The following is a 25094-nucleotide window of genomic DNA, read 5'->3' on the forward strand; positions in this document are numbered from 1 at the left end:
ACAAAAGGGCCGCTTTTACAGGCAGTCCTTCACTCAATACTTTGTTCGTTAACTACGTTGCGCCACAGCCACCGATGTTGTGCGTATTGCAATCAAGAGTTTTCCAACCAGTTTCTTTGTATACATAGGCTTCCCAGCTAAACTCATTCTCATACCCAAAGATTAAAAGAAAAGATTCGCCTTCGGAAAGCTGCTTTTGTATTCTGGTCCCATTTATGATTTGATGGAGGTATTCTTTTTGCCTTTGCTCAGTTGATTCCCTATTAGAGGGGTATGTCACTAATACCTTCAAATCGGAATTGATAAGAAGTAGGTGCGAAACCTCTTGGTACAAGCCGCTATTAAAATGATTTTCATGTTCGAATGCAACTTTCACTTGTCTAAACCAATAAGAATTTGGTTTAATATCAGGAACCAAATCTTCGTCACTATACAGAAGTGAATCTACTGAGTAGTAATCAGTTGTGTAAGCTTTTAACTCGAGTAATTTACCAACTGATGTGATAATGTTGTCTTCGCAACCTTTGATAAGGCTAGTGAAAGCTTCTGCATTTCGCCAATCAGCTTGTAAAAGTTCTCTTTTGAGGTTTACAACATTCATCCACGCATTGAGAAAGTCTTGGGAAGAAACTCTTGTATACATTCTTTTGTTTTGGTGTTATTGCGCACAACGGAAAACAGGTTTGCGATGTGGTGGCATTTCATGTTCCGTCTGCCTTAATTACTTGATAAAGCCGAATAAAATTCCGTTGCTCAGCGCATGTTCGTCAGCCAACATATTGCAAACCTGATGTTAGCAGCATTGCACTATTTTTTCTGTCTGACTTCAGCAAAGATTTTTTCAGTTCTTCTACATCACTGGCTTTATCTTGCTCAATAGTTTCTTTCTTCTTAAAGAAAACATTACTAAAAGCTAAACCTAATAGGCTTAATAGAAGAGTAAATATGAGACCACCAACCCATTTAAAAAGGTCATAAATTCTTGCAATATCTTTTTTGAATGCGTCCTGATTCTCAAAAGCATTTCCTATACATTGATGAAAGGGATATAGAAAGTAGGAGCCGATTTGGGATTGGTGTACCTGTGCTACAACCTGAAAAGGATATGAACATAATTGCCACAGGAAAGATGCTGCAAAAGCTGCAGATGGCGGGATGCTAAAAAGCGAAAATGCCCGTGCATCCGTTCATTTGTGATAATTGCATACATAAAGCATCACAACAGCAACTTAATAAAAGCAGAATACCAAACAGAAGAAAAGGTGAACGGTGGAAAACAAAACAGAAAACTACCTTTTTGCACATCCTGACGTCTAACAGCTTTAAAAAGTATGGGTATTTGGAAAACGTCAGCTTCTCTTAGTTCCTGCTGTTCAATAAAGATAATTTGTTCAGCACATATTCTTTAGCATTAACTTTTTGAAGCTGTTGCTGTGCGTTCGTGCAGAATCAAACACTCAAAACGGCCACCAATTTAACTTTCCCGTGCTTTCATTCCTGAGCACGGTCCCTAATAAACCTAAAGCTTCCTTTCGTATTTATCCCTACATTTAAATCTTTGTAATAACGAACCGCTTCAGAGTCATGCCTCAAAAATTAAAGAACAATCCCCGTAAATTAAACACTTTAAAGAAAACCCAATCTGGTATTAAAGGCCTCGACGAAATAACTGGTGGAGGTTTGCCAAAAGGCAGACCAACCCTTGTTTGTGGTGCTGCAGGTTGTGGCAAAACATTGATGGCAATTGAGTTTATTGTAAAAGGTATCCTAGAATTTGGCGAACCCGGCGTTTTTATGGCCTTTGAAGAGAAAGCGGGAGAACTGGAAACAAACGTTTCATCCCTGGGCTTCAATCTTGCAAAGCTTCAAAAAGATGGTCTCTTGAGGGTAGACCATGTTCATATCGATAAGAGCGAAATAGAGGAAACCGGAGAATATGACTTGGATGGCCTGTTCATTCGATTAGGGTATGCCATTGATAGCATCGGTGCAAAACGAGTGGTGCTGGATACCATTGAAAACCTTTTCTCAGGGTTAAATAACCAGGCAATTCTTAGGGCTGAATTACGCAGATTGTTTGGCTGGCTGAAAGACAAGGGCGTGACGGCCATCATTACCGGCGAAAAGGGTGATGGCACGCTGACAAGACAAGGACTCGAGGAATACGTTTCCGACTGTGTTATCCTGCTTGATCATCGGGTCACGAACCAGATATCAACGCGGCTGCTCCGTATTGTCAAATACCGCGGCTCGCTTCACGGCACCAATGAATATCCTTTCCTGATTGATGAAGAAGGTATCTCGGTGTTGCCCATCACTTCCCTGATGTTGAACAGTGAAGTATCATCCCAAAGAATATCCTCCGGGATTCCAGCGCTCGATAACATGCTGGGCGGACAAGGGTTTTTCAGGGGCAGTTCCATTCTTATTTCAGGCACAGCCGGAACCGGCAAAACAAGCCTGGCTGCTTACTTTGCTAACGAGTCCTGCAACCGCAAGGAACGCTGTATCTATTTTGCATTTGAAGAATCACCACAGCAGATTATGCGTAACATGCGGTCCATTGGCATGGACCTCCAGGCGCATATTGATAAAGGGCTATTAGAGATGCATTCTGCTCGCCCTACCCTCAACGGTTTGGAAATGCATTTAGTCGCCATTCACAAGCATGTGAAGCGCTTCAAACCAAGAGCTGTAATTCTTGATCCGATTACAAACTTAATTACTGTTGGATCGATCAGTGAAGTGAAGGCGATGCTGATCCGGCTGATTGACTTTCTGCAAACAGAGCAGATCACTGTACTTTTCACGGCTCTCTCCTTGAACACCATCGTTACGGAACAAACGGATGAGGGTGTATCATCGCTGGTAGATGCCTGGCTACTGGTAAGAGACATTGAGTCCAATGGGGAACGGAACCGCGGTATGTACATCATGAAATCAAGGGGAATGAAGCACTCCAACCAGGTGCGGGAATTTGTGATTACTGATGAGGGCCTTGATTTGGTGGATGTTTATCTTGGCACTGACGGCGTCTTAACAGGGTCGGCCAGGGAAGCGCAACAGCTGCTGGAAACAACAACCAAAGTATTGCGTACACATGCCATAAGCAGAAAGGACTTGGAGATACAACGGAAAAGAAAAGTGCTGGAAGCAAAGATTGCATCGCTGCAGGAGGAATTTGAATCGGTCCAGGATGAGTTGAGCAAATCGTATGTAGAAGAAGACCTAAGGAAAGAGATTATGGAAAAGAACCGGGAGGAACTCATTCAAAACCGGCAAACAAAAAATACGGGTAATGTCAAAAAGTAGTGAAAAGGCTGCTAAGGAAAAAGGATACAAATGGGAGCTCCGGCTATACATAGCCGGCAATACGCCAAAGTCCATTACCGCCCTGAACAACCTGAAGAAGTACTGCGAAGAGTATATGAAAGATGAGTATAAAATTGAGGTGATAGATTTACTGGTGCATCCGCAGTTGGCGGCTGGTGACCAGATACTGGCCGTTCCTACACTCGTTCGAAAAGTACCCGTTCCTATCCGCAAAATCATTGGCGATCTTTCCAACGAGGAAAAAGTATTGGTAGGACTAAATATCCGCCCTTTAAAAAATTGAAATGCAGAAGTCAGAAGAACATGCCGGCCGGAAAGAGCATTCGCAGCAGCATGGAAAAGAATATGTTCTTCGGTTGTATATTACGGGAGCAACGCCCAACTCTATTCGGGCACTCACAAACATCAAAGAACTTTGCGAAGCGCACCTGCAGGGAAGATACTACCTGGAAATCATTGATGTGTACCAGCAGGCCGATATCGCAGAAAAGGAACAGTTGATTGCGTTACCGCTTTTGATAAAAAAAACACCACTGCCTGAAAAAAGACTAATCGGCGACCTGTCGGACACAGAGAAGGTTTTAAAAGGATTGGGGCTTAAACTGTAAACGTGAAGAATGAACTGACACATAAAACGAAAGAGGAGCTACAGAAAGAAATAGAGGAGCTTCGTTTTCAGTTGACGGAGGCTAACGAAACCATTGATGCCATCAGAACTGGACAGATAGATGCCTTGGTTGTGCAAGGCCAGGGAGGACATCAACTGTACACACTGAAAAGCGCCGACCAGACTTACCGCGTATTTATTGAAAAAATGGCGGAAGGAGCTGTTACCATCAATCCGAAGGGGCTCATTCTTTATTGTAACTCCCAATTTGCCTCCATGGTACATCATTCCTTGTCTGAAGTAATCGGCATGCCATTCGATACCTTTGTGGCTGATGAAAATAAGGCTCATTACAGGGAGTTGTTTCAAAAATGCTGGAAAGATGATTGCAAAGGAGAAGTGCTATTGATTTCCGGGGAAAGCCAGACGCCGGTTCAGTTGTCCTTAACAACACTCCAGTTAGCAGAAGGGATTTCACTGAGTATTATCCTTACCGATCTGACGGCACAAAAAAAGACGCAGCAACAGCTGTTGGAAAACAATACAAAACTGGAAGATATCAATCATGCACTGGAAATCAGCAATCACGATTTGCAGCAGTTTGCTTCTATAGCTTCTCACGACCTGCAAGAGCCGCTGCGAAAGATCATTATGTTTTCCAACCTGATCAAGGACAGGAGTGATGGCTTAACGACCGAAACGAAAAAGCACCTGCAGAAAGTGATCGACTCGTCAATTCGGATGAAAACATTGATCATCGATATCTTAACTTACTCAAAGTTATCTGCCAATGATTTTTATTTCGAATGTATTGACCTCAATGAAATGCTTGATGAACTAAAGGAAGACTTCGAGTTGATCATTGAAGAGAAAAATGCGCAAATTGTCGTAAGCAAGCTACCCTGTCTATATGTGAACAAAGGACAGATAAGACAGGTCTTTCAAAACATTATCAGCAATGCCTTGAAGTTTGCAAAAGTTGGTGTTTCGCCGCTTATCGAAGTGGCATCAAGAAGAATTGCCGAAAAAGCTTTCAACAGCAGGCAAAAGGAGGATGGGCCATACTGCCTCATCAGCATCCGGGACAATGGTATCGGCTTCGATGAGAAGTATGTTCAAAACATATTTTCACTATTTCAGCGGTTGAATACGAAGGATAGGTATGAAGGAACCGGTATCGGTTTAGCCATTGCAAAAAGGATTGTGGAAAAACACAAGGGGCTGATTACTGCTCTGAGCAAGGAAAACGAAGGAGCTGAGTTCCAGGTCATATTGCCCATGTCGCAAGGAAACGATTAGACAATAAGTATGTCAAAAAGAAAAATTTTATTAGCAGAAGACGATGAAGATGATCGGCTTTTTTTTCAGGACTTTTTACAAAGCCGCAATGATGTTGTTTTGATGCCCATCGTCGAGAATGGTGTTTTGCTGGTTGACCTATTGAAATGCATCGAGAATGATGCAGACTTGCCCGACCTGATCATCCTTGATCAGAATATGCCCAAACAAAACGGTTTGCAAACCTTGGAATTTTTAAAACAAGATAAACGTTTTAACCATATTCCAATTGTTATCTACTCCACCTATGCAGATGAAAACCTGATAAAAAACGGTTTCGAAAAGGGAGCCTGCATTGTATTGCCAAAGCCCGTGACAAAAGAAGGCTACAATGAAATGGTAGAGACCGTTTTTAAAATTTGTGTATAAAAAAAATTGAACAATCTTTTAATCAGGTAGATCATAATTGAACTTAAAAGTTTTTCAGTAAACGATTTGTGCTCGTATAACTAGAATCTGTCACCATAACATGACGCACAACGGTTAAGCGCTTACCGATGTACCGGCCGTAGCCATCCATTGCTTGTTGAGTTAGATAAAGTTGAATAAATATCGCAAGTTGATGGATGCGGTTCTGCCGGTATACTGGTAAGCGCATGTGCGTGTTGCACAACGTACAAAATTTCCTTTATCTCTGCTTGCATCTGCATGGGCTGCTGATTATCTTTTCTCATGCAAGGCCGCAAGCACTACTCCGAGAAACTCTTCACCCATTTTCAGCTCTCCGACCGCATACCAGAGCACAACTTCTACCGCAGGCTCAAAGCCACACTCAACCTTGGTTGGCTATATACCAAAACACACAAGTACTATGGAAAGGATGGACAAAAGAGCATTGATCCGGTGGTCTTCTTTAAGCTGCTGCTGATCGGCTACTTTGAAAACCTGCTTTCCGATCGCCGCATCATCGATACAGCTGCCATGCGCCTGGACATGCTTTTCTTCCTGGGCTACGATGTGGACGAACAACTGCCCTGGCATTCCACTATCTCCCGCACACAACAGCTCTATGGTGAAGAACTGTTCCATGAGCTCTTTACCTCTGTGCTGAAGCAATGCATAGATGCTGGTATGGTAGGTGGCAGAAGACAGGCCATCGACTCAGCACCTGTAAAAGCAAATGCATCGATGGACTCACTGGTGGAAAAGGAGGTGCTTGAAGATGGCGCCGCTTACCTGGACTCCTTACAAGAAGAAGACGCCAATGGTACTGTTGTAAAAGCGGCACACAATGTCAGTGCTACACGCAACAGGGCTGTTCAGCAACACCATGGCTGGAAAGCTAAAGAGTACAAGGGCATGCCTGGTGCACGCAAGCAAAAAGATGCACCAGAGCCCAAACAATCAGACGGGAACGAAAAGGAATACCTGCCTAAGTTTGTCTCTAATCACACCCACTACTCCACAACAGATGAAGATGCAAGAGTGAGTGTAAAGCCGGGCAAGCTGCGCCAGCTAAACTATGCAGCACAGGTGAGTGTAGATACTGCCTCACATGTGATCACTGCTATAGAAGCACACCATGCAGACAAGAAAGACTCGCAGTGTCTGACCGCCATTCTGGAGCGTGCCGTAAACAACCTGCAGGATGGTGGATTGCAGGTAGAAGAAGTGCTTTGTGATGCAGGTTACAGTAGTGGAGAAGCACTCAGTGCACTGGAGCAAAGAGGGATTGTGGGTTACATACCCAACTTTGGTCAGTACAAGCCCCATCGTGAGGGTTTCCGCTTTAATCCTTTCCGCAATGCTTATGTATGTGAACGTGGCGTGGACTTGCCCTTTAAGAAGATCACCACAACCTCTTTAGGGTACCAGATGAAAACATATCGCTCTTCATCGAAGGACTGCCGGCACTGTCCTTTGCGCAGCAGTTGCATTGGCAAGAGTGACTTCAAGAAGATCGATGATTCTGTAGATAAGCCATACTATGATAGAATGCACCGGAGGTTACAAAGTGAAAAAGCAAAAGCGATGAAGAAGGCCAGGCAAAGCACGGTAGAACTGGTGCTTGGAACCCTCATCAACTATGGCGGTATGCGGCGGGTGAACACACGTGGTATTGCAGGTGCAACCAAGTGCATGATCATGGCTGCAGTAGCATATAATCTGAAGAAATTACTGAAGCACAGGGAGCCGAAAGTACAAGCGGCAGTAGTAAGACTGCAAAAGTCCTCAGAAGGCCTGAAAAGGCTTGTTTTGAGGCGTCTTCAAGCTATGGTGCTGAATAGAGCAGGATACATGCGATTAGCCCAGAACTAAGCAAAAATAAAAAGACTGCTTGTACAAGCAGTCCCTCACTCAATACTTTGTTCGTTAGCTACGTTGCGCCACAGCCACTGATGTTGCCTGCTGGCGTTCCTGTACCTAAATCGACATACCATTGGTAATAAAAAAATTACCTACCTTAGTGAACTGGGTAATAATTTTATTACCTTTATTGCTTAAACTTCATTACACATGACCGCATCATTCCTTATCAGCTATCTGGAAAGAGCTGGCTGGCAGCAAGTTCGCCAACAAGGCATTCATTGCATTCTTTCTCATCCCAATCATCCTAACCTTCTGTCAATTCCCGACTTAGGAGAACAAGCCTTAAAACCAAGCCTCGTAAACGACATTTGCCGCGAAGCAGGGCTGAAAGGCAGGGTGCATAAGGTACAATTTAGCCCAAGAGGGATTGTAACGATGGTTAGGAATGTTTTGAGGCTGTCCCGGTAATTGCAAAAATGTTTCTTATGCAAATTTCAACAACTTTGCCCGTACGCATTGATTGGGAGGATTATAAGTTTGGGGCACAGGTAAAAGCTTCTGGCTTCTTACTCACTACACAAGGCGATACGGTACCGGTTGTGCTGGAGAACCTACGATGTCTACTCACGGATTATCTGGCGCATGAAGGTAAAAACAATCCAGAGTGGCAAAACAGAAATGTAGAAGAGATTAGGTTTGAGTGTGAGTATGACTTAGCAGCTTTTTTTGAACATTTCAAAGAATTAAAAATATCGGCCATTGCGGCTCGGGCAGGTATTAATCCTAATCTGTTGCAGCAGTATGTCTCAGGCAACAAGCGGGCCTCGGAAAGTCAAGCCAAAAAGATCCAGGCAGCCGTCCATCTTTTAGCAAATGAACTAAGACAGATTGCTTTAAGCTAAGGAACAGGTGTGATTATATCAGGAGTAAGGTTAATGATTGTTGAGGCTTACGCTTGCAGGCAACGTAAAGGGCTTTATGCAGCAGCGGTACTTATTATTCTGAAGCCTCACGTTTGCACATCAGCCAGTTAAAGAAATTCAGTCCAGCCGTCGCACACAAGCCGCTGTTGCAAAAAGCCGGTTTTAGCGGTTTTCGGCACTTCGTTTTTGCTGCAATCTTTCCAAGCATTTTAAAACTTTGCTTCTATTCTTGCTTGAAGTCATCCAACGTGGAAGACGGCTTCCAAGGCTTGATTTTGCTTTCGGCACACTATTTCGCTCTCGCAGATTTGCTCCGAGGAGTTGTTTCAAGAAGGTCAAATGTTCGTAATTATAAGCCCACAAGAACTTTCCCTCTCATTCCATTTGCAACCAATAGGTCAAGTTAAAATCAGATATGACGTTGCCCTTAGACGTTTGGTTGAAGCCGCAGTGTTGACAGGTGACTCTTGTATTTGTAAAGTAGTGGTATTTCTGTTCGGGTGGCCTTGTCACCAATGCCTGGTTCGCACATTTTGGACAAACAACGTAAATATGGCTCATAAAATCTCCAAGCCACTTTGAATAACCCTCTTTTGTTCTTAGCGTCGTCGTCATGTTTACCGCTAACGTCTGTATTAACGAAATTATCGGAAGTTTTTTCACCTCTTCAAAAAGAGTTTAACTATTTAATCTTCAAACCTTTTCGATTGCGTTTTTTGAGTAGTTACTACTCAGAAAACGCAATCGGCTTGTTTTGTTTTACTACTCAAAAAACGCAACTCTTTGTTACCAATTTAGCTTATCCAATGGACTTTTGATGGCTTCAATCTTGAACTGGCTTACATGTGTGTAGCGCATGGTTGTTTTAAGGTTACTATGTCCCAGGAAAGACTGGATATACCTTATATCGGTTCCAGACTCCAACAAATGAGTGGCAAAACTATGTCTAAAGCTATGGATGCTCCCACCCTTTCAAATTCCTGCCCGCCATTTTGCTTCTTTTAAGATAACCTGCGCACTCCTGGTACTATATAGCTTTTGTGAACAAGTTCCTTCAAACAAATATTCTTTCGGCCTGTAATGCCGGAAATAATCCCGCAATGTTTCGAGCAACTTATTGGAAAGGGGAACCATTCTATCCTTCTTTCCCTTTCCCTGCCGCACAAGAATCATCATACGCTTAGAATCCATATCATCTACCCGCAAATTCACCAACTCACTTACCCTTAAGCCTGCCGAGTAGGAAGTCATTATCAAGGCTCTATGTTTGAGGTTTGGTGTTTTCAGAATCAGGCTAATAATTTCTTCTTCGGCCAGAACGACATGCAACTTCTCCGGCCGCTTTGGCCTGGGAAGATCATAAAACTCCCGTCCCCTGTTCTCGACCTTTTCAAAATTGAATTTAATTGCGTTTACTGCGCTATGGATCATTGTTTCACTTAGGCCCTTCTTTTCCATCAAAAACAATAGGTACGATTGTATATGGGCCTTGGTAAGGCTGCTTACCGGCACCACGCCTAGCAACCGGAGCAGTCGTTCAAACTCGTTTTTGTACGTGTCAAACGTTCTTGGGCTGTAACCCTTTAGCTTCAGCATATTCTGGTATGCCTGAAAAGCCAATAGGTTTTCCGAACTAAGCGAGTACTCTTTAAGTTGTTGTACCTTTTTTGCCAAGGGTGAATTGGCTCTTGTTGGCAAAACCTTTCGCTGTTCCAGGTATTCCCGCAGCTGAGCAAGTTCCAACATGGCTTTGCCCTTCATAAGAGCTTTTAACTCCAGGTATCTCTCTTTTTCCAATTGAATGTACCAGCATTGCAACTTTTGGTTCCAGCGTCAGCCGTAAGGAGTATTCCAGGGCCTTATCGTTTGTAACCAGGTTGATTGTTTCAGTGCCATTCTGGTGATGCGGTTGTAAGACAAGCAGGGGAAGCATGGGCTGCAGTTAGTTGATATAAAAAATACAACACGTGTTTTAAACCTGCAAACCATCTAAGAACCTCTAATTCTTGCATTTCTCTGCGCATCAAACATTGTTTCACAAAAACGAACAAACAGCAATCATTTCAACCGTTTACGTATGATTTCTTTTCATTGTTATCTTAAGAATCTATTGTTTAAATGCAGTCAGCTTACTGGCATATTCTTTTTTCACTTCTTTTTCAAAGCTATCCAGGTAGTTTTCAGTTGTTTTCTTATCCGTATGGCCTAGTGCCTCCTGAATAAATTCGGTACTTACACCTGCCCTTTTCAGCTGAGTTGAGAAGCTGTGCCGGGTTACGATCGTAGTTACCTTTTTTTCAATGCCCAAATTCCTACTGATCTCGCCCATTGCCTTATTGATATCCTTCCTGGTTTGATGGAGTATATTGAACTGCTGCAACTGGTCTAGGTTGTTTTTTAGTATTGGAAATACATAATCATTAGGCTTCCGGCTGCTGTTTCCATAAGTATTGATGATTTGCCATAAATCCTCAGACAGGTATACCGTTATCGGTTTTTGATCTGCCCGGGTGGACTTTTCCGTTTTGAAGCGCTCAAAGATGAGGTACTCCCCTTGGATGTTCTTCCACTTCAGCAGGATCATGTCTTTTACATTCATCCCATTTGCCAGGTAGCAGAACAACCAATAAGCTTTGCCAACCGCCTGCTTTTCAGCGTTTGGTTCGAAATAATAAATCTTTTTCAGCTCCTCCTGGGTTAATGCCTTCTTTAGATTACGGGAGGCCGGGATCTGGTACTTTCTCCTGCCAAAAGGGTAATGCTTCTCTCTTTTTACCAGGCCATCTTCAATCGCCTCGTTAAAGATGGAACGCAATGGCCGCAGCACGATGCCCACCGAAGTTTTAGAATTGCCACGTTCCAGCATCCACCGCTCATACTGGTATAGATAGCTAACAGTCACTTCTTGCAGGGTACTGTTTCCTTTAAACGCTTTTAAAGACCGGTAAGAGCGTTGGTAATTTATGGCACTGCCTGTACGGCCTTGTTGCAACAGCTTTTTGATGTAGGCCAGAAAAACAACAGACAATCCTGTTTCACTTGCATGAGTGTCCTTAAAAATGGTAAACCTTTTCAAATAGGGCGTGTAATCAAATTCATCATTTACTGAAACCGGCTTTATTTCCGGGTCTTTATGCAATTTTACTTTTACAAACCCATTTCCTACATAGGCCCGCTCAAATTCACTAAAACTAAATGGGTCCATTCCTTGCAGCACTGCTTCTGCAGTGGCCGTAACTTCCTGGAGTTTTCTTTTGATTTCTAATAAGCTTTCACTTATGCGGGGAGCAGAAAGCTTTTTGAAATCCACTTCCGACAGTTCGAAAATTGTGGAATATTCTTTTGCCCCCCTGTTGTGGATGACTCTTAACTTAATTGGATGCTTTTTACTTTTTTTAATCCTTCTTGTATCAAGGAAAATTGATACGCTTGCCATGATCGTTGATTTTTCATGCCACCGCTTTCCTCCATTCAAAAATTTTCAAACAAATTTTCAAACAATCAAGAGTTAATCAGGGTATTTATTCATGTAAGCAAGTTAACCCACCTTACACAAACAACTGATTATCAAAAGATAAGATTAAAATGAAGTAATCAGGATTAAAAACCGTTAAGCCTTAGTACACACTCATAATCTGCGGGTCCACGGTTCGAGCCCGTGAACGTCCACAAATAATTTATCGATTCCAGTTTTTTACAAAGGCCTGCAGTTGCAGGCTTTTGTTATTTGCAAACAAAGTTTGAAACCAATTAGCTGCTTCGGGTAAGAAAGAATGCTTGAATACCCAATTTTACAAATATTAGCGGGCAAACACATTACCGTACTATTCTTTTCACTCAACCCAATAGCCTGCATTTCTGCAGGCTTTGCTATGCGGCTCACCCGATCCGATTACCAGTTGCAGGCTGCTTTAGTTTTAATGTAGTGCAACACCTCGGATTGTAAAAAGAATACTTCTCCCCTTTGATTATGCCCCCCCTTTACCCGGCTATTTGATGTTACCAAAGACACCCGGAACATTTTGGCCAGTTCCATGCTGGCAAGCAATTGTTCAGGACCAGACTCCAATGGTTTTGACGATGCTTGTGTTACCAGTTCCTCCTTGATATTGTTCCTAATTCGCTGCCAAGACTGCTCTGGTTCCTGGGGAATCAATATTGGCGCTTGCACTTTTTCTATAACAACTCCATTCTGATCTCCAAGCTTTTTGAGATAAATAAACCTAAGTGGCAGGTAATTCCGGGTTGGCACATACCGAATAAAACCAAACCGCACCAGATAACACATGGCCTGGTTGTAAGTTGATCTGGAACCAATCTTTGACAGGCGGATAACCCGCGTTCAGGAAATGGAAAAAGGATAAGCCCCACCTTCCTTTATACACATGGCCAGCAAGGCAGCATAAAGGGCCAGATGTGCTGGCCTATGCGGGAGGCACACCCGCGCTTTGAAGCCTTGGTGCGTGTTGGGTGCTGGAAGTTAAGCCGGAACCTTTAGGGGTAAAAGCCGTGGCTTGGGCCTTATCTTACCGCGCCTCACCGGCTACGGCTTTTGCTTCCTCCGCTCTGAAGCCTTCCCGCCTTACCTATGTTTACCTATATAGAAGTTGTTATTGTGCGCATTCCCATCTTTCGGAATTCCGTTGGTGTTAGCTGTAGCTGCTTTTTAAAGAAGGTGCCAAAGTGCGTAGGGCCTTCAAATCCTAAACTATACGCAATTTCGGAAATGGACCAGGAACTGTGTTTGAGCAGGATTTTCGCTTCCTTCATTAGGCGCTCCATGATCACTTCGGAAGTGGTTTTCTGCAGCGCTTCTTTTACCGATTTGTTCAAATGATTTACATGGATGGCAAGTTGCGAAGCATACTCGGAAGGAGATCGTAAAGGAGCATCGGCATGGGCTCCTCCCACGGGGAATTGTCTTTCCAGGAGCTCCAGGAAAAGCCTTGCTATTCTGGCTCCGGCAGTGGCGGGTGCAGGTGTTGTAAAGGGGGCCGGCCGCATCTTTAGGGCCGCATGAATGATTTGAAAGACCTGGTTGCGCAACACGTCGTTGCGAAAATCAAAATCGCTGTTTTTCTCGGCTTCCATCCCTTTGAAAATGGACTCAAAGTGTGCAAACGATTCTAACGACAATTCATATACCGGGTGGCCTGCAGGTTGGAAAACCGGGTATTCTTTGATACGTCCAAAGTCCTGAAAAAAAGCTTCGTCAAAAACACAGGTAAAGCCAGACTGGCTATTCAGGTACTCCCAGTTATAGGGAATAAGGGGGTTGCCGAAAAACAAGGCCTTACCGCTGATCTCAATGCTTTTGTCGGCATAATGAATGGTACTGTTTCCGGAGATAAGACAGATTTTAAAAAAATCTTTGCGGCCAAACGGAACAGGCTTGCTTTCCTCAGGCAGGTGTTTGTCTAAGCACAGCACATTAAAATGACCAGTTGACTTTTTAATATCAACAGGAGCCGCAAAGCTGTGAATGGCATAATATTCTTCAAGCGACTGAGGGGCCTTTGCCATGGCAACCTTTTGCTGTTTTAATATGGGTTTAAAAAAATTAAAAATAGATACTTTCTGCATCGCTTACAAATGATGGATGATGACACCGGGCGGGAACAGCACCGGTGCCATCACGAGGATTGATTAGTTTTCTGCTCCTACAAAACTGGAAAGCGGAGCGTCAATGGCTTCCATGGCCACCAGCGGGTTCCAGAAATCTACATAGCGGGTGATCTTTCCGTCCTGCGTAGTAGTTACTACGGAGATATACTTTTGGTGATAGGGCTTACCTGTGGCAAGGGCATGACCGTTACTGGTAAATTCAGCAATCACGAGTGTAGGTTCCTCTGTGGGATGGAAGTGCAGGTTTTCAAAGCTCACTTTGAAATGCTCCGGGAAGTTTTTCATGTACTCGTACAACTCTTTATTACCACTAACCTTTTGGGGAAAGTTTTTGGGACCATAAGGAAACTCGAGTACGCCGTCTTCAGTGAAAAGGTCTACCCATTCGCGGATGCGTCCTGAGGATAAATAATCAAGATGATGTTTAAATGCCTGTAGTGCCAGTCCTTTGATTTGCGCTTTCGTGTTCATAGTAATTTTATTTTTTGAGTGATTGTTTGTGAAAACAAAACTAGCGTCACAACAGGCCTGCGTTTTATCAACAATCAATCGATGTTTCTGACAAATCAATCATGAAGGAAATATTCCGATTATAATCAGGTAATAATCTAAACTGTTAAGCTACCGTACCTTCGGGTATGAATAGGAAGCCGAAAACCTCAAGGCATTCCTGCTACTTGCCTCAGCAATCAGCCTGATCAGATAATTTTAAAACCCCATCTGGCCTAACGCATTGGTAAAAACTATCTTTATACTTGAAATGAAAAATGTCTCATTAAAAGATATTGCGTTAAAGGTAGGCACCTCTATTTCAACCGTTTCCTTAGTGCTGAACGGGAAGGGGAAAAAAGTACGAATAAGCGATGCGCTGTCCCGGAAAATTAAAACGGTTGCAAAGAAGGAAGGTTATCATCCCAACAAAATGGCCATTGCACTCAGAACCGGGAAGTCGAATATAATCGGGCTGCTTGTGGATAATATCTCAGGTCATTTTTTTGCCGCCCTTGCTGAAGTCATCGAAAGGGAGGTGGATCACTATGGCTACAAGGTAATTTATTGCAGCTCCGGCAATGAACTGCGAAAAGGCAAGGAACTGATCCGGCTGCTGCACCAGCACCAGGTGGATGGCTACATGATCATTCCGGTGGCTGGAATGGAAAAAGAGATCAGTGAGTTGGAAGAACACGGCAAACCAGTGGTTTTGCTAGACAGCTATTTTTCAAAAACGCAAAGCACCCATGTTCTTGTAGACAATTATGGAGGTATAAGTACGGCCGTTACGCATCTGATTCAAAGAGGGTATCAAAAGATCGCCTTTGTGTACAACAACCTGGCAATGATCCAGATGAAAGAACGGAAACGGGCATTTTCAGACACCCTAAAACAAGCGGGCATAAAGACCGCACCGGAACTGATACTCAAAGTACCTCTCACAGATAACCGCCAGGAGCAGGTACTTAAAATCAAAACCTTTCTGGATGCAGCAAAACCGGAAGCCGTGCTCTTTGCCGCAAACTATCTTGGCGTGCAGGGGCTCGAAGCCATTCACAACCTGCAGCTCAAAATACCCGATGATATTGGCGTGATCTGCTTTGACGACCATGAGTTATTCTCCTTGCACCAGCCTGCCATAACGGTTGTGCAACAACCCGTGCAGGAATTGGCTAAAACCGCCGTAGCCATCCTGATGGCAAAGCTGGGGCACGAAGAAACAACATCAAAAGAATCCGCTGAATTGCAGGCAACCTTTATTGAACGGCAATCAACCACTTACAAAAAGTGACCGGTCGTTTATCCGCAGAAAAGGCTTAGTTCACCTGTAACACGTAAGATCATAGCAATTCTTGGGTCCACAAAACAGCTGTAGTTTACAAATACATCATTGTGTTGGAAGCAGAATAGCCGTTGGGAGTGATTTTTTGTAATCTGTCCCTATATAAATTTATTTAAACAAACTTTTGTTTGGTTGCGGGCCCATTACAAACACCAGCTTTCCTCCTTTCATCAGGTCGGCGTGGGCCAGTGAAGGCCGCTGCAACGCCACACCATTTAAAGTTACCTGCTGCACATACACGTTTGCATCGCTTTGGTTCTTTGCCTCCACCGAAAACGTTTTGCCGTTTTCCAACCTGATGGTAGCTGACTTTACCAACGGACTGCCAACGGCATATGCACCCGAAGCTGGCGCCACGGGGTAAAAGCCTAAGGCACTGAAAATGTACCAGGCACTCATCTGCCCGCAGTCGTCGTTGCCGCCCAGACCATCCGTAGTAGGCTTGTACATTTTGGGAATGATCATTCGTATTTTTTCCTGTGTTTTCCAGGGTGTGTTCGTCCAGTTAAACAGATACGCCGCATGGTGCGAGGGTTCGTTGCCATGTACATAGTTGCCGATGATGCCATCACGGGTAACGTCTTCTGTTTCGGCAAAATACTTATCCGGCAGATCCATGGTAAAAAGGGAATCAAGATGTACTGAAAAACGGTCCGGTCCACCCATCATCCGGATCATGTCTTCCGGGTTGTGCGGCACATACAGACTATAATTCCAAGAGTTTCCTTCAATGAATCCTGCCTGGTGGGTGTTCAGTACGTCAAATTCTTTCTTGAAGCTGCCATCGGCCAGGCGTGGGCGCATAAAAACGGTACTGGCATCGTACACGTTTTTGTAGTTCTGTGCCCGCTTGCTGAATTCATCATAGATGTCTTTACGGTTTAGCTTTTTTGCCATCTGCGCAATGCACCAGTCATCATAGGCATATTCCAGCGTTTTTGACACCGAACTTCCACTCTTATCTTCCGGCACATAGCCCATTTTAATGTACCATTCTAAGCCTTCATATTGTTTATTCCGCGCGGTGGTTACGCATGCATCCAGCAAGGCATTTGCATCTGCACCCGCACTACCCTTCATCACTGCATCGGCAATCACCGGTACACTGTGGTAGCCGATCATACACCAGTTTTCGTTAGCGTAATGACTCCATACGGGCAGCATATTGTGTGCACTTTGTTGGTAATGTGCCAGCATGGAGGTTACCATATCCTTGTTGCGTTGGGTGTTAAGGATGGTAAACAAGGGATGGAGCGCCCGGTACGTATCCCATAAGGAAAAGGTGGTGTAATTCGTAAATCCTCTTGCCGTATGAATATTCTGGTCGAGGCCACGGTATTGTCCATCCACATCGCTGTACACCGTGGGGCTTAAAAACGCATGATACATGGCTGTATAAAAGTTCACCCTTTCGGTTTCGTTTATCGGATCGATATCCACTTTGCCCAGCATGCTGTTCCATTGCTCCTGGCCCTGCTTTTTCACTTTGTCAAAGTTCCAGTGTGGTATCTCCTGATTCATATTGCGCAGTGCGCCCGCCGTGCTTACCGGCGACAAAGCTACTTTCAACATTACCTGCTCACCATCCTTTACATCCATATCGAAGTGCGCCCTGAGCTGCCGGTCGATCATTTCCCGGAAGTTGTTGCGGATATTGAACTTACCCCAAAAGCCACGGTAGATATTGTTGCCGCCGGCATCGCGGTAGCCAAAGCTTTTGAACGGTTTCGAGAAAGCAATGGCGAAATAAACAGTACGGGTCTTGGCCCAGCCGTTTGTTTGCCTGTAACCGGTGATCAGCGTGTCATTTTCAACCCGGACGAAAGTCCACACGTTTTTGTTGGCGTGATTGTAAATACCTGAAACCAGGTCAAGAATAATATGTCCATCACCACCTTGCTGAAACGTATAGCGGTGCATGCCTACACGGGTGGTGGTAGTCATTTCTGCGTTGATGTTGTGGTCATCCAGCTTCACCCGGTAGTAGTTGGGCGCTGCCGCCTCATTGCTGTGGGAAAATGCCGACCGGAAGCCGGACGCAGGATCAGCAGCAACACCAGGGTTAAGCTGCAGGCTGCCCACCGTTGGCATCACCAAAATATCACCCAGATCAGAATGGCCGGTGCCGCTGAAATGTGTATGGCTGAAACCGACAATCGTTTTATCGGTGTACTGGTAGCCTGCACAATACTTGTACATATCCTTGTTGTACCGCCCGTTCACCTCGTATTGCAGGGTATCGGTATCCGGACTTAACTGAACCGCTCCAAAGGGTACCGTGGCACCGGGATAAGTATGGCCCATCTTTTCGGTTCCGATCAACGGATTAACATATTGAACGTAATTTTTGCCGCTTTGCTGGGCTTGTGCGGTTAATGCACAACTGGCGGAAAAAAGAAATACACTTTTAAGCATTATTTTTTTCATGGTCTGTTTTATCGTGTCTTCGACAAATCGCTTGTGCGCACTTTTGATGCCATCACACTTTCTTTGCAGGCCTGCACCTGGTTCTTCAACAAATTGTCTTCTTCAGGATGGTCCAGTAGGCCGGAAGTATCTACGGCGCCCTTGCTATAGACACCATATTGGGTATAGCTAAACGCTGCTTCCTTTAGGTTTGTCACTTTTCCATTTACAATATTAATGGGCTTCACATATTGCACACCCATGCCTTTGATGATAATGACCGGCTGATCTTGCCGCCGGTTTTGTAGTGTTGTATTGCCCTTGTCCTCGTATTGTTTTTCTCCCTTGCCGTCTGTTGTGTATCCGGGTGTCCTATCAATCACCTGCTTGATTTCCTGGCGGACACCCGTTGAATCTTCAAAATAGTAAGCTGACCCAGTTCGGTTGTAAGGACTTTCTTTTTCATTTAAAATAAGCAGCCCATTTTTTGGAAAACGAAATACAGAGTGGCCATTTTCGATATCCGGTCGCCCGCCACATGCTTCATCATACACTATGGTGAGCGATCCCTCAAATCCAGCCGGGATCAGGAAAACAGGCAAGGATGTATTATCTGTTTCCAACCCTTTAGGTGAACTGCAGCCGACTAATATCAGTACAGCCATGAACAAAAAAAACAAAGGATCTTTTGCCTGTCTGTTGTTGTATGTAAGTGCGGAATATTGTTTCATAAGCAGTTTTTTGGTTATAAAAAAAGCCGCAGGCAGACGAACTGCCCGCGGGGAGCTAACGATTGCTGTGTGAGAAGATATTTCTAAGCAGGAATTGGCACCTTCAAAAGGTAACCGGCATTTTTTTTCTGCTTATCGAATCGCCGGATTGGCAACATATTCCTGCCACAAGGCATCCACGTTTTTGCCTGTTAACTCTGTCCAGGTGGCATCGGAATAGGTTTTCCTCCGGGCAGCCTGGTCGAGCAACTGCACGAAATCTTTATTGTATCGTTGCGTAATCCACACAAAAAAGCGGGCAGTGATCCGGTAGGCGCTTGTGTACTTATGGTCTGGTTTCAGATCGGGCATGCTCCAGCTGGCTTTTGCATTATTGAACCCTTCCGTAGCCCTTACATAATCAGCGATCCCTTCTGTTACCCACCCCGGCACGCCGCGGTAGCCATAGCCCTGTACCAGGTGCATGGTTTCGTGGGTCACCACATCAAGGTCTTCGGGGTTCTTATCAAACCAGGCAGGATTAAACCGCACGGTGGAACCACCGGCTTCCGCCACACCGGAATAGGAAGGGTCAATAAAGAACGTAACCGTCTTCGGGCTTTCGCTGTTGTATTTGGCAATAAGCTTTGGATACTGCATGAAATAGGCATCCACCAGCCGGTTTTTCAATGCCGGGGCAATGGTATTTTCCTGGTCCTGAAAGATGAGCGTGAGCCCTGCTTTCGAAATGGTATCAGGCTGGCTATAAGTAGTAGTGTTAGCAGCAGGCTTGATGTCCTTTACACTGTTGTACATCTCCACATCGTCTTTCGAAAAGGAATAGGGAGCCGCCGCTTCATCGGTGCCCCTTGTCTTGTTTGGAGTGGCCGACATTACAAAATTGATTACCCCTCCTTTTTGCAGTTCATCGTGCGGCAGCCAGTTCTTGTTCCACAATTTGCCGTTGAAGGTTACGCTTTGCACGTACCTGTTCGCATCTGAATTATTGGTTGCATGGATCACCAGCTGCTTTCCGTTCTGCAACGACACTGTTATCTTTTTAAACAGGGGAGCACCGAGGACATACTGGTTGGTACCAGGCGTAACGGGGTAAAAGCCCATCGCTGAAAACACATACCAGGCCGAGGTTTGGCCGTTGTCTTCATCGCCGCAGTACCCATCGGGTGTGGCCTTGTACAGGCGGTTCAAACTTTCGCGTACCCAGTACTGTGTCTTCCAGGGCTGGCCGCCATAGTTGTACAGGTAGATCATGTGCTGGATAGGCTGGTTGCCATGGGCATACTGGCCCATGCCTGCAATCTGCATTTCGCGGATTTCGTGGATAACCCCGCCATAGCCGCTTTCATCAAACAGCGGCGGCTGGGAAAACACCGAATCGAGCATACCTACAAAAGCAGTGTTTCCGCCCATGAGGTTGCGCAGGCCGGCTATGTCCTGGAAAACGCTCCACGAGTAGTGCCAGCTGTTGCCTTCGGTAAAAGCATCCCCCCACTTGAGCGGATTGAAAGGGCTAACAAATTCGCCGGTCGCTTTTCTGGGACGCATCAGTTTATGTGCAGGATCAAACAGGTTGCGGTAGTTGAGCGCCCTGCCTGCATACAGCGCCAGTTCTTCCTTTGGCCTGCCCAGGGCTTTGCCCAACTGGTAAATGGTAAAGTCGTCGTAGGCATATTCGAGTGTGCGGGCGGCGTTTTCATTTACCCGCATATCGTAAGGCACATATCCCAGCTTGTTGTAATGACGTACGCCGGCACGGCCAACTGCCTGTATCGGGCCTTCGTTGTTGGCGCCATGCAGCAAGGCCTCGTACAGGGTGTTGATGTCATAACCCCGCAGTCCCTTGATATAGGCATCAGCCACTACCGATGCCGAGTTGTTGCCAATCATAATATTGGCATAGCCGGGGCTACTCCACTCGGGCAGCCATCCGCCCTCCTTATAATCATTCAGCAAGCCTTCCTGCATTTCGCGGTTGATAGCAGGAAATGCGAAGTTGAGAAAAGGATACAGGGCACGGAATGTATCCCAGAAACCGGTACCTGCAAACATATACCCGGGCTTTACATCGCCGGTGTAGGGACTCCAGTGTACCCTATTACCGGCAGCATCATACTCATACATCTTGTGCGGGAACTGGAGCGCCCGGTACAAACAGGAATAAAAGGTACGCGTCTGGTCAACGGTGCCCCCTTCGGCCAGCAATTTCGACAACTGTGTATTCCAGGCGGCTTTGGCTTTGCGGCTGGTGGCATCAAAGTCGTCGGCTGCCAGCTCTTTTTTCAAATTGAGTTCGGCCTGCTCGATACTGATAAAAGACGAAGCTACCTTGAGGTGTACTTTTTCACCCTTGGAGGTTTTAAAGCCAACAACGGCCCCTGCATGGCTAGCCGTCGTTTCAAGCGAGTCGGCTACAAGGCCTTTATCATTCCAGGGCCGCGAAAGGGTAAATTCCTTATCGAGATAAATAACAAAGTAATTTTTGAAATTCTTCAGCGGGCCACGGCTGTACCGTGTACTATAGCCCACAATCTTGCGCTCGGCAGGAACCAGTTTTACATACGAGCCGCGGTCAAAGGCATCGATGACGATAAAAGAACTGTCGGCCTTTGGAAAGGTAAACCGGAACTGCGCTGCCCGCTCTGTGGGTGTGATCTCGGTAGTGACGTCAGCATCAGCAAGGTAAAGGCTGTAGTAATAGGGTTTCGACACTTCGGCCTTGTGCGAAAACCAGCTGGCGCGGTCGTCTTCCCGGTACTTCAATTTGCCGGTAACCGGCATGATTGAAAACTGGCCATAGTCATTCATCCAGGGCGAAGGCTGGTGGGTTTGTTTGAAACCACGCACTTTATCCGATGCATATGTGTAGGCCCAGCCATCACCCATCTTGCCGGTTTGCGGCGTCCAGAAGTTCATGCCCCAGGGCACACAAATGGAGGGATAGGTATTGCCGTTAGATAAGCTTGGTTTGGAGTCGGTACCCATCAGCGGGTTCACCCACTCCACGGGGTCTGTTACCTTGTTGACCATCTGCCCGCATGCAACTGCAACTGCAGCAAAAGAGCAGAAGACCAGAAATATTTTTTTCATCATAAAATTTTAATAGGCACCTCCTGGAACAGGTGGCACCCAGGCATTCACAATTGTAACCGGCAGATCAGCGCAGCCATTCGCTTATTGCTGTTTGCATGAAGAGCCCCGGCTGGTAGCCGGAGCTCTTTTTTTGGTTTTCACGGATAAGGGATAATAGGTCATTACGCTTTATTCATAACGGATCAGGCGCCACTCGGACAGCTGAAACAAGCTTTCGCCGTTATTGGCCGTAAGAAATATGCGGTAGTGCGTGTACAATCCGGTCATCGTTGCTGGCAGCTCAAAACGCCTGGTTTGATTGCGGGCACTGAAAAATTCGTCTACACGGGTATCCAGAACCGTCCATGTATTGCCGTCTTTGGAACCCTGTAGGGTCCAGCTTTTGGGATCGCGGCCCGGAGCATCGTTGGCCGATGTAAGGGTGTAGGCCCCGATGTTTACAGGTGCTGCAAACTGAAGCTGGAACCAGCCGGCGGGGTTGAATCCAAAATACAGGAACTTGGAGCTGGTATTGTTGTCGGTAAGCTTCAATGAGCCTTCTTCAGCTGTTGCACCACTCGGGTTTTCATTACTTACTGTAAGCGTACCCTGGCCTGTTATGTCTACCGACTTGCGCAGGATGGTGTCGAAGCGGAAGTAAGTGGTTTGTAAAGCAGGATTGATGGCGCCACTGCTGCTGGCGGTTAAACTAACGGGCAGCATATAACGGACGCCGAAACGCATCTTGCTGGACGAAACGTTAAGCACCAGGGGGTTCGATGAAGTGCTTTTTGCAGCAATTACCGAGTTGAGGCCGGAAAGTACATACACGCTGTCGGGCAGTACCTGGTAATTGGTACCGTTGCGGGCATTATAAGCGGCCACCAGTCCTGTATCCAGCTTGAAGTTGACATTGATATCCTGGCCGGAATACTTTAAGCCGCCATAGGCTGCACCAAACGCCACTTCCTGCGCGTTGGGAGATAACTGCAAATTGATGATGCCTCTGCTGCCTGACGCCTGTGGCATGTAAACGGAACCTTCGTTGGGCAATGTCACATCTTCCGGCTTGTTGCAACTGAGCACCATACAAGCGGCAGCCAACAGCACACTAAGAGGAAAAAATTTATTATGCTTCATTATTATCGTTGTTCGTAACATTAAAAATTTACCAGCCGGTATTTTGTTTGATGGCCGGAACGCTCAACACTTCATTGGCAGGAATGGGAAACAGGTAATCCCGCTTTCTGAAGATGCGTGTTTCGAGGAGGGTCCTGTTGTAAAAAGCCGTACCGTTCTTGGTCATGTCCATACCGTAAAACGGACCGGCATCGGTTTGTTCTGCAATACGCCAGCGGCGGGTATCGAAATAGCGGACATTCTCGAAGGCCAGTTCTGACCTGCGTTCGGCGCGGATCGCGTCGCGCATGGCCGACTGACTCGCTGGTACGGGCAAAGGGTTGCTGCCTGCACCGTATTGCGGCACACCTGCCCTTTCGCGAATGAGGTTTACGTATTTCAAGATATCAGCATCGCCGGGGCTTGCCTCGTTTAATGCTTCGGCATAGCTCAGGTACATCTCGCCAAGACGCAGGTACAACGACCCACGGGAGGCATCGTCCTGGTACACGTTTTTGCGAATGATGTACCCGGTAGGCGACACATCGGACGTGCTGCGGGAACGACCGGAATTGCCTGAGAACTCCATATTTGTGATGATGGGATTGCCATTGGCATCACGGTACAGCCAGGTACGGTTGGTATAGGTTACGCCCACGTAAAAGCGTGGCTCACGGTTTACCCATTGATTGAAGGTGCTGCGGGGTGCCAGGTCATCAGGCGATTGAAAATCGGAAAAGCCGCTGCTTTGATAACCCGAAGCCGGGTCGGTAATAGGCAGGCCGTTCGCCATAAAATATGCATCCACCTGCGCCTGCGTAGCACCGTTGGCACCAGCACCGCGCTGGTTGCCATTGGTTCCGTCGTGGTAAGGCGTACGGTCGTACCGCATAAAGGTGCCGGAGTTGGCACGGCCAAAAATCCATTCCTTGTTCCAGCTCACCAGGATCACATCCCTGCAGGAGAGGTAAGCAGCCCTGAACGGGTTAGGATCACTTACGCGGTACAGGTCAACACCTGGCACGAAGGCTGTAAAAAACTCCCGGTAGGCTGCGGCAGCTTTGGCCCATTTTGCAACATCAACGGTTTGGCTGATGAGCTGTTTGCCGTCATCGTTTTTCAGTGCAGCGTAATCTGGATTGCCGTTAAACAGCGGGCTTGCAGCCAGGAACAGCGCTTGTGCTTTATAGGCCTTTACCACCCGTTGCGTGAAGTGTCCTGAGGAGGCGCCCTGAACCGGTACACCAATTTCATCATAAGCCTTGTCAAACTCGCTCACCACGTAGGCGGTACATTCGTCAAATGATGATCTTGCTTTAGCCAATTCACTGCCACCGGCTGTAACCGGCAACAGGTCGTCGCCCATCAGAACCACGGGTCCGTAAATGCGCATTAACTGGTAGTAGAAAAAAGCACGCAGGGCCCTGGCCTCTCCCTTGTACCTGGTTTTTTCCTGCGCATCAAAATCGGTGGCAGTGGCACCGTCAATACGCTGGATGAAGTCTGTAGCATTGCGAATGGCGCGGTAATAGTTTACCCAGTAGGTACGCACCTGGCCATCGGTATTGCTCCAGGCACTTCGGTTCATAACCGTAGTATAGTTGAAGTCCCAGTTGAACTTGCCTTCATCTGAGGCGCCAATCCACACACCGCTGTTTTCATTGCCTTCAAAGCGTTGGGTGTGCTCGTTGGGAAGCGTATTGTAGATATTGGCGATGTAACGTTCGATGTTGGTGCGCGACTTAAACACATCATCAAGCGAAAGCACGTTGTCAGGAACGGTATCGAGGTATTTCTTGCAGGAGCCCAGTAGTAGCATTGCACCCAGCAAGCTCAGTGTCAGTATTCGTTTCATTATT

General features: G+C 46.0%; 19 protein-coding genes and 1 pseudogene. 9 read left to right on the forward strand and 11 right to left on the reverse strand.

Features of this window, described 5'->3' with window-relative positions; genetic code table 11:
• Nucleotides 1-52: 52 nt before the first annotated feature.
• Nucleotides 53-643, reverse strand: a complete 591-nt coding sequence (locus BUE76_RS22500; protein WP_073041738.1) for a hypothetical protein — start codon at nt 641-643, stop codon at nt 53-55.
• Between the two features lie 941 nt (nt 644-1584).
• Between BUE76_RS22500 and kaiC the strand changes: the two genes are divergently transcribed.
• From kaiC to BUE76_RS22540, 8 genes are all read left to right on the forward strand, one after another.
• On the forward strand, nt 1585-3312 hold the full coding sequence (gene kaiC / locus BUE76_RS22505) for a circadian clock protein KaiC (RefSeq protein WP_073041736.1): 1728 nt from the start codon (nt 1585-1587) through the stop codon (nt 3310-3312).
• Nucleotides 3299-3616: a circadian clock KaiB family protein gene (locus BUE76_RS22510; RefSeq protein ID WP_073041734.1), complete on the forward strand. Its 318-nt coding sequence runs from the start codon at nt 3299-3301 to the stop codon at nt 3614-3616. The genes kaiC and BUE76_RS22510 overlap by 14 nt, the downstream gene beginning before the upstream one ends.
• 1 nt (nt 3617) lies before the next feature.
• Complete coding sequence (locus tag BUE76_RS22515) at nt 3618-3941, forward strand: circadian clock KaiB family protein (RefSeq protein WP_073041732.1); 324 nt, start codon at nt 3618-3620, stop codon at nt 3939-3941.
• A 2-nt stretch (nt 3942-3943) separates the two neighbouring features.
• Nucleotides 3944-5239 (forward strand): sensor histidine kinase, encoded by a 1296-nt coding sequence (locus BUE76_RS22520; RefSeq protein WP_073041730.1) that lies wholly within the window; start codon nt 3944-3946, stop codon nt 5237-5239.
• 9 nt (nt 5240-5248) lie between these two features.
• A complete protein-coding gene (locus tag BUE76_RS22525; protein ID WP_073041728.1) occupies nt 5249-5647 on the forward strand; it encodes a response regulator in 399 nt (132 codons plus the stop codon).
• A 303-nt stretch (nt 5648-5950) separates the two neighbouring features.
• Entirely contained in the window at nt 5951-7537 is a 1587-nt protein-coding gene (locus tag BUE76_RS22530; protein WP_073041726.1) for an IS1182 family transposase, read from the forward strand.
• A 198-nt stretch (nt 7538-7735) separates the two neighbouring features.
• On the forward strand, nt 7736-7996 hold the full coding sequence (locus tag BUE76_RS22535; RefSeq protein ID WP_073041724.1) for a type II toxin-antitoxin system HicA family toxin: 261 nt from the start codon (nt 7736-7738) through the stop codon (nt 7994-7996).
• Nucleotides 7997-8013: 17 nt separating this feature from the next.
• The gene (locus tag BUE76_RS22540; protein WP_073041722.1) at nt 8014-8430 is read left to right on the forward strand and encodes a hypothetical protein; all 417 of its coding nucleotides are present in this window, start codon (nt 8014-8016) and stop codon (nt 8428-8430) included.
• An 807-nt stretch (nt 8431-9237) separates the two neighbouring features.
• Here BUE76_RS22540 and BUE76_RS22550 read toward each other — a convergent pair.
• From BUE76_RS22550 to BUE76_RS22570, 5 genes and pseudogenes are all read right to left on the reverse strand, one after another.
• A pseudogene (locus BUE76_RS22550) lies at nt 9238-10212 on the reverse strand (tyrosine-type recombinase/integrase).
• 346 nt (nt 10213-10558) lie between these two features.
• On the reverse strand, nt 10559-11887 hold the full coding sequence (locus BUE76_RS22555) for a tyrosine-type recombinase/integrase (RefSeq protein ID WP_083596432.1): 1329 nt from the start codon (nt 11885-11887) through the stop codon (nt 10559-10561).
• A gap of 456 nt (nt 11888-12343) precedes the next feature.
• Nucleotides 12344-12739, reverse strand: coding sequence for a hypothetical protein (locus BUE76_RS22560; protein WP_073041717.1), 396 nt, complete (start codon nt 12737-12739; stop codon nt 12344-12346).
• Nucleotides 12740-13047: 308 nt separating this feature from the next.
• Entirely contained in the window at nt 13048-13974 is a 927-nt protein-coding gene (locus BUE76_RS22565) for a helix-turn-helix domain-containing protein (RefSeq protein ID WP_073042113.1), read from the reverse strand.
• A 123-nt stretch (nt 13975-14097) separates the two neighbouring features.
• Nucleotides 14098-14547, reverse strand: a complete 450-nt coding sequence (locus BUE76_RS22570; RefSeq protein WP_073041715.1) for a nuclear transport factor 2 family protein — start codon at nt 14545-14547, stop codon at nt 14098-14100.
• A 289-nt stretch (nt 14548-14836) separates the two neighbouring features.
• On the opposite strand from BUE76_RS22570, the gene BUE76_RS22575 reads away from it, so the two are divergent.
• Complete coding sequence (locus BUE76_RS22575; RefSeq protein WP_073041713.1) at nt 14837-15859, forward strand: LacI family DNA-binding transcriptional regulator; 1023 nt, start codon at nt 14837-14839, stop codon at nt 15857-15859.
• Between the two features lie 159 nt (nt 15860-16018).
• On the opposite strand, the gene BUE76_RS22580 is transcribed toward BUE76_RS22575, so the two are convergent.
• The 5 genes from BUE76_RS22580 to BUE76_RS22605 form a co-directional block, all read right to left on the reverse strand.
• Entirely contained in the window at nt 16019-18337 is a 2319-nt protein-coding gene (locus tag BUE76_RS22580; RefSeq protein WP_073041710.1) for a GH92 family glycosyl hydrolase, read from the reverse strand.
• An 8-nt stretch (nt 18338-18345) separates the two neighbouring features.
• A complete protein-coding gene (locus BUE76_RS22585) occupies nt 18346-19047 on the reverse strand; it encodes a DUF6843 domain-containing protein (RefSeq protein ID WP_073041708.1) in 702 nt (233 codons plus the stop codon).
• A 132-nt stretch (nt 19048-19179) separates the two neighbouring features.
• Nucleotides 19180-22134, reverse strand: a complete 2955-nt coding sequence (locus BUE76_RS22595) for a GH92 family glycosyl hydrolase (protein WP_083639295.1) — start codon at nt 22132-22134, stop codon at nt 19180-19182.
• A gap of 171 nt (nt 22135-22305) precedes the next feature.
• The gene (locus tag BUE76_RS24920) at nt 22306-23256 is read right to left on the reverse strand and encodes a BT_3987 domain-containing protein (protein WP_073041705.1); all 951 of its coding nucleotides are present in this window, start codon (nt 23254-23256) and stop codon (nt 22306-22308) included.
• 28 nt (nt 23257-23284) lie between these two features.
• Complete coding sequence (locus BUE76_RS22605; protein ID WP_073041703.1) at nt 23285-25090, reverse strand: RagB/SusD family nutrient uptake outer membrane protein; 1806 nt, start codon at nt 25088-25090, stop codon at nt 23285-23287.
• Nucleotides 25091-25094: the final 4 nt, after the last annotated feature.

It is taken from the genome of Cnuella takakiae, from assembly GCF_001953305.1.
Lineage (GTDB): Bacteria > Bacteroidota > Bacteroidia > Chitinophagales > Chitinophagaceae > Flavisolibacter > Flavisolibacter takakiae.

Excerpts from the sequence above, each read along its gene's own strand:
- BUE76_RS22570 (WP_073041715.1), bottom strand. The coding sequence starts at position 14,547 with ATGAACACGAAAGCGCAAATCAAAGGACTGGCACTACAGGCATTTAAA.
- BUE76_RS22560 (WP_073041717.1), bottom strand. The coding sequence starts at position 12,739 with ATGTGTTATCTGGTGCGGTTTGGTTTTATTCGGTATGTGCCAACCCGG.
- BUE76_RS22605 (WP_073041703.1), bottom strand. The coding sequence starts at position 25,090 with ATGAAACGAATACTGACACTGAGCTTGCTGGGTGCAATGCTACTACTG.
- BUE76_RS22580 (WP_073041710.1), bottom strand. The coding sequence starts at position 18,337 with ATGAAAAAAATAATGCTTAAAAGTGTATTTCTTTTTTCCGCCAGTTGT.
- BUE76_RS22555 (WP_083596432.1), bottom strand. The coding sequence starts at position 11,887 with ATGGCAAGCGTATCAATTTTCCTTGATACAAGAAGGATTAAAAAAAGT.
- BUE76_RS24920 (WP_073041705.1), bottom strand. The coding sequence starts at position 23,256 with ATGAAGCATAATAAATTTTTTCCTCTTAGTGTGCTGTTGGCTGCCGCT.
- kaiC (WP_073041736.1), top strand. The coding sequence starts at position 1,585 with ATGCCTCAAAAATTAAAGAACAATCCCCGTAAATTAAACACTTTAAAG.
- BUE76_RS22565 (WP_073042113.1), bottom strand. The coding sequence starts at position 13,974 with ATGGCAAAGGCCCCTCAGTCGCTTGAAGAATATTATGCCATTCACAGC.
- BUE76_RS22540 (WP_073041722.1), top strand. The coding sequence starts at position 8,014 with ATGCAAATTTCAACAACTTTGCCCGTACGCATTGATTGGGAGGATTAT.
- BUE76_RS22530 (WP_073041726.1), top strand. The coding sequence starts at position 5,951 with ATGCAAGGCCGCAAGCACTACTCCGAGAAACTCTTCACCCATTTTCAG.
- BUE76_RS22595 (WP_083639295.1), bottom strand. The coding sequence starts at position 22,134 with ATGAAAAAAATATTTCTGGTCTTCTGCTCTTTTGCTGCAGTTGCAGTT.
- BUE76_RS22535 (WP_073041724.1), top strand. The coding sequence starts at position 7,736 with ATGACCGCATCATTCCTTATCAGCTATCTGGAAAGAGCTGGCTGGCAG.
- BUE76_RS22525 (WP_073041728.1), top strand. The coding sequence starts at position 5,249 with ATGTCAAAAAGAAAAATTTTATTAGCAGAAGACGATGAAGATGATCGG.
- BUE76_RS22515 (WP_073041732.1), top strand. The coding sequence starts at position 3,618 with ATGCAGAAGTCAGAAGAACATGCCGGCCGGAAAGAGCATTCGCAGCAG.
- BUE76_RS22585 (WP_073041708.1), bottom strand. The coding sequence starts at position 19,047 with ATGAAACAATATTCCGCACTTACATACAACAACAGACAGGCAAAAGAT.
- BUE76_RS22510 (WP_073041734.1), top strand. The coding sequence starts at position 3,299 with ATGTCAAAAAGTAGTGAAAAGGCTGCTAAGGAAAAAGGATACAAATGG.
- BUE76_RS22500 (WP_073041738.1), bottom strand. The coding sequence starts at position 643 with ATGTATACAAGAGTTTCTTCCCAAGACTTTCTCAATGCGTGGATGAAT.
- BUE76_RS22575 (WP_073041713.1), top strand. The coding sequence starts at position 14,837 with ATGAAAAATGTCTCATTAAAAGATATTGCGTTAAAGGTAGGCACCTCT.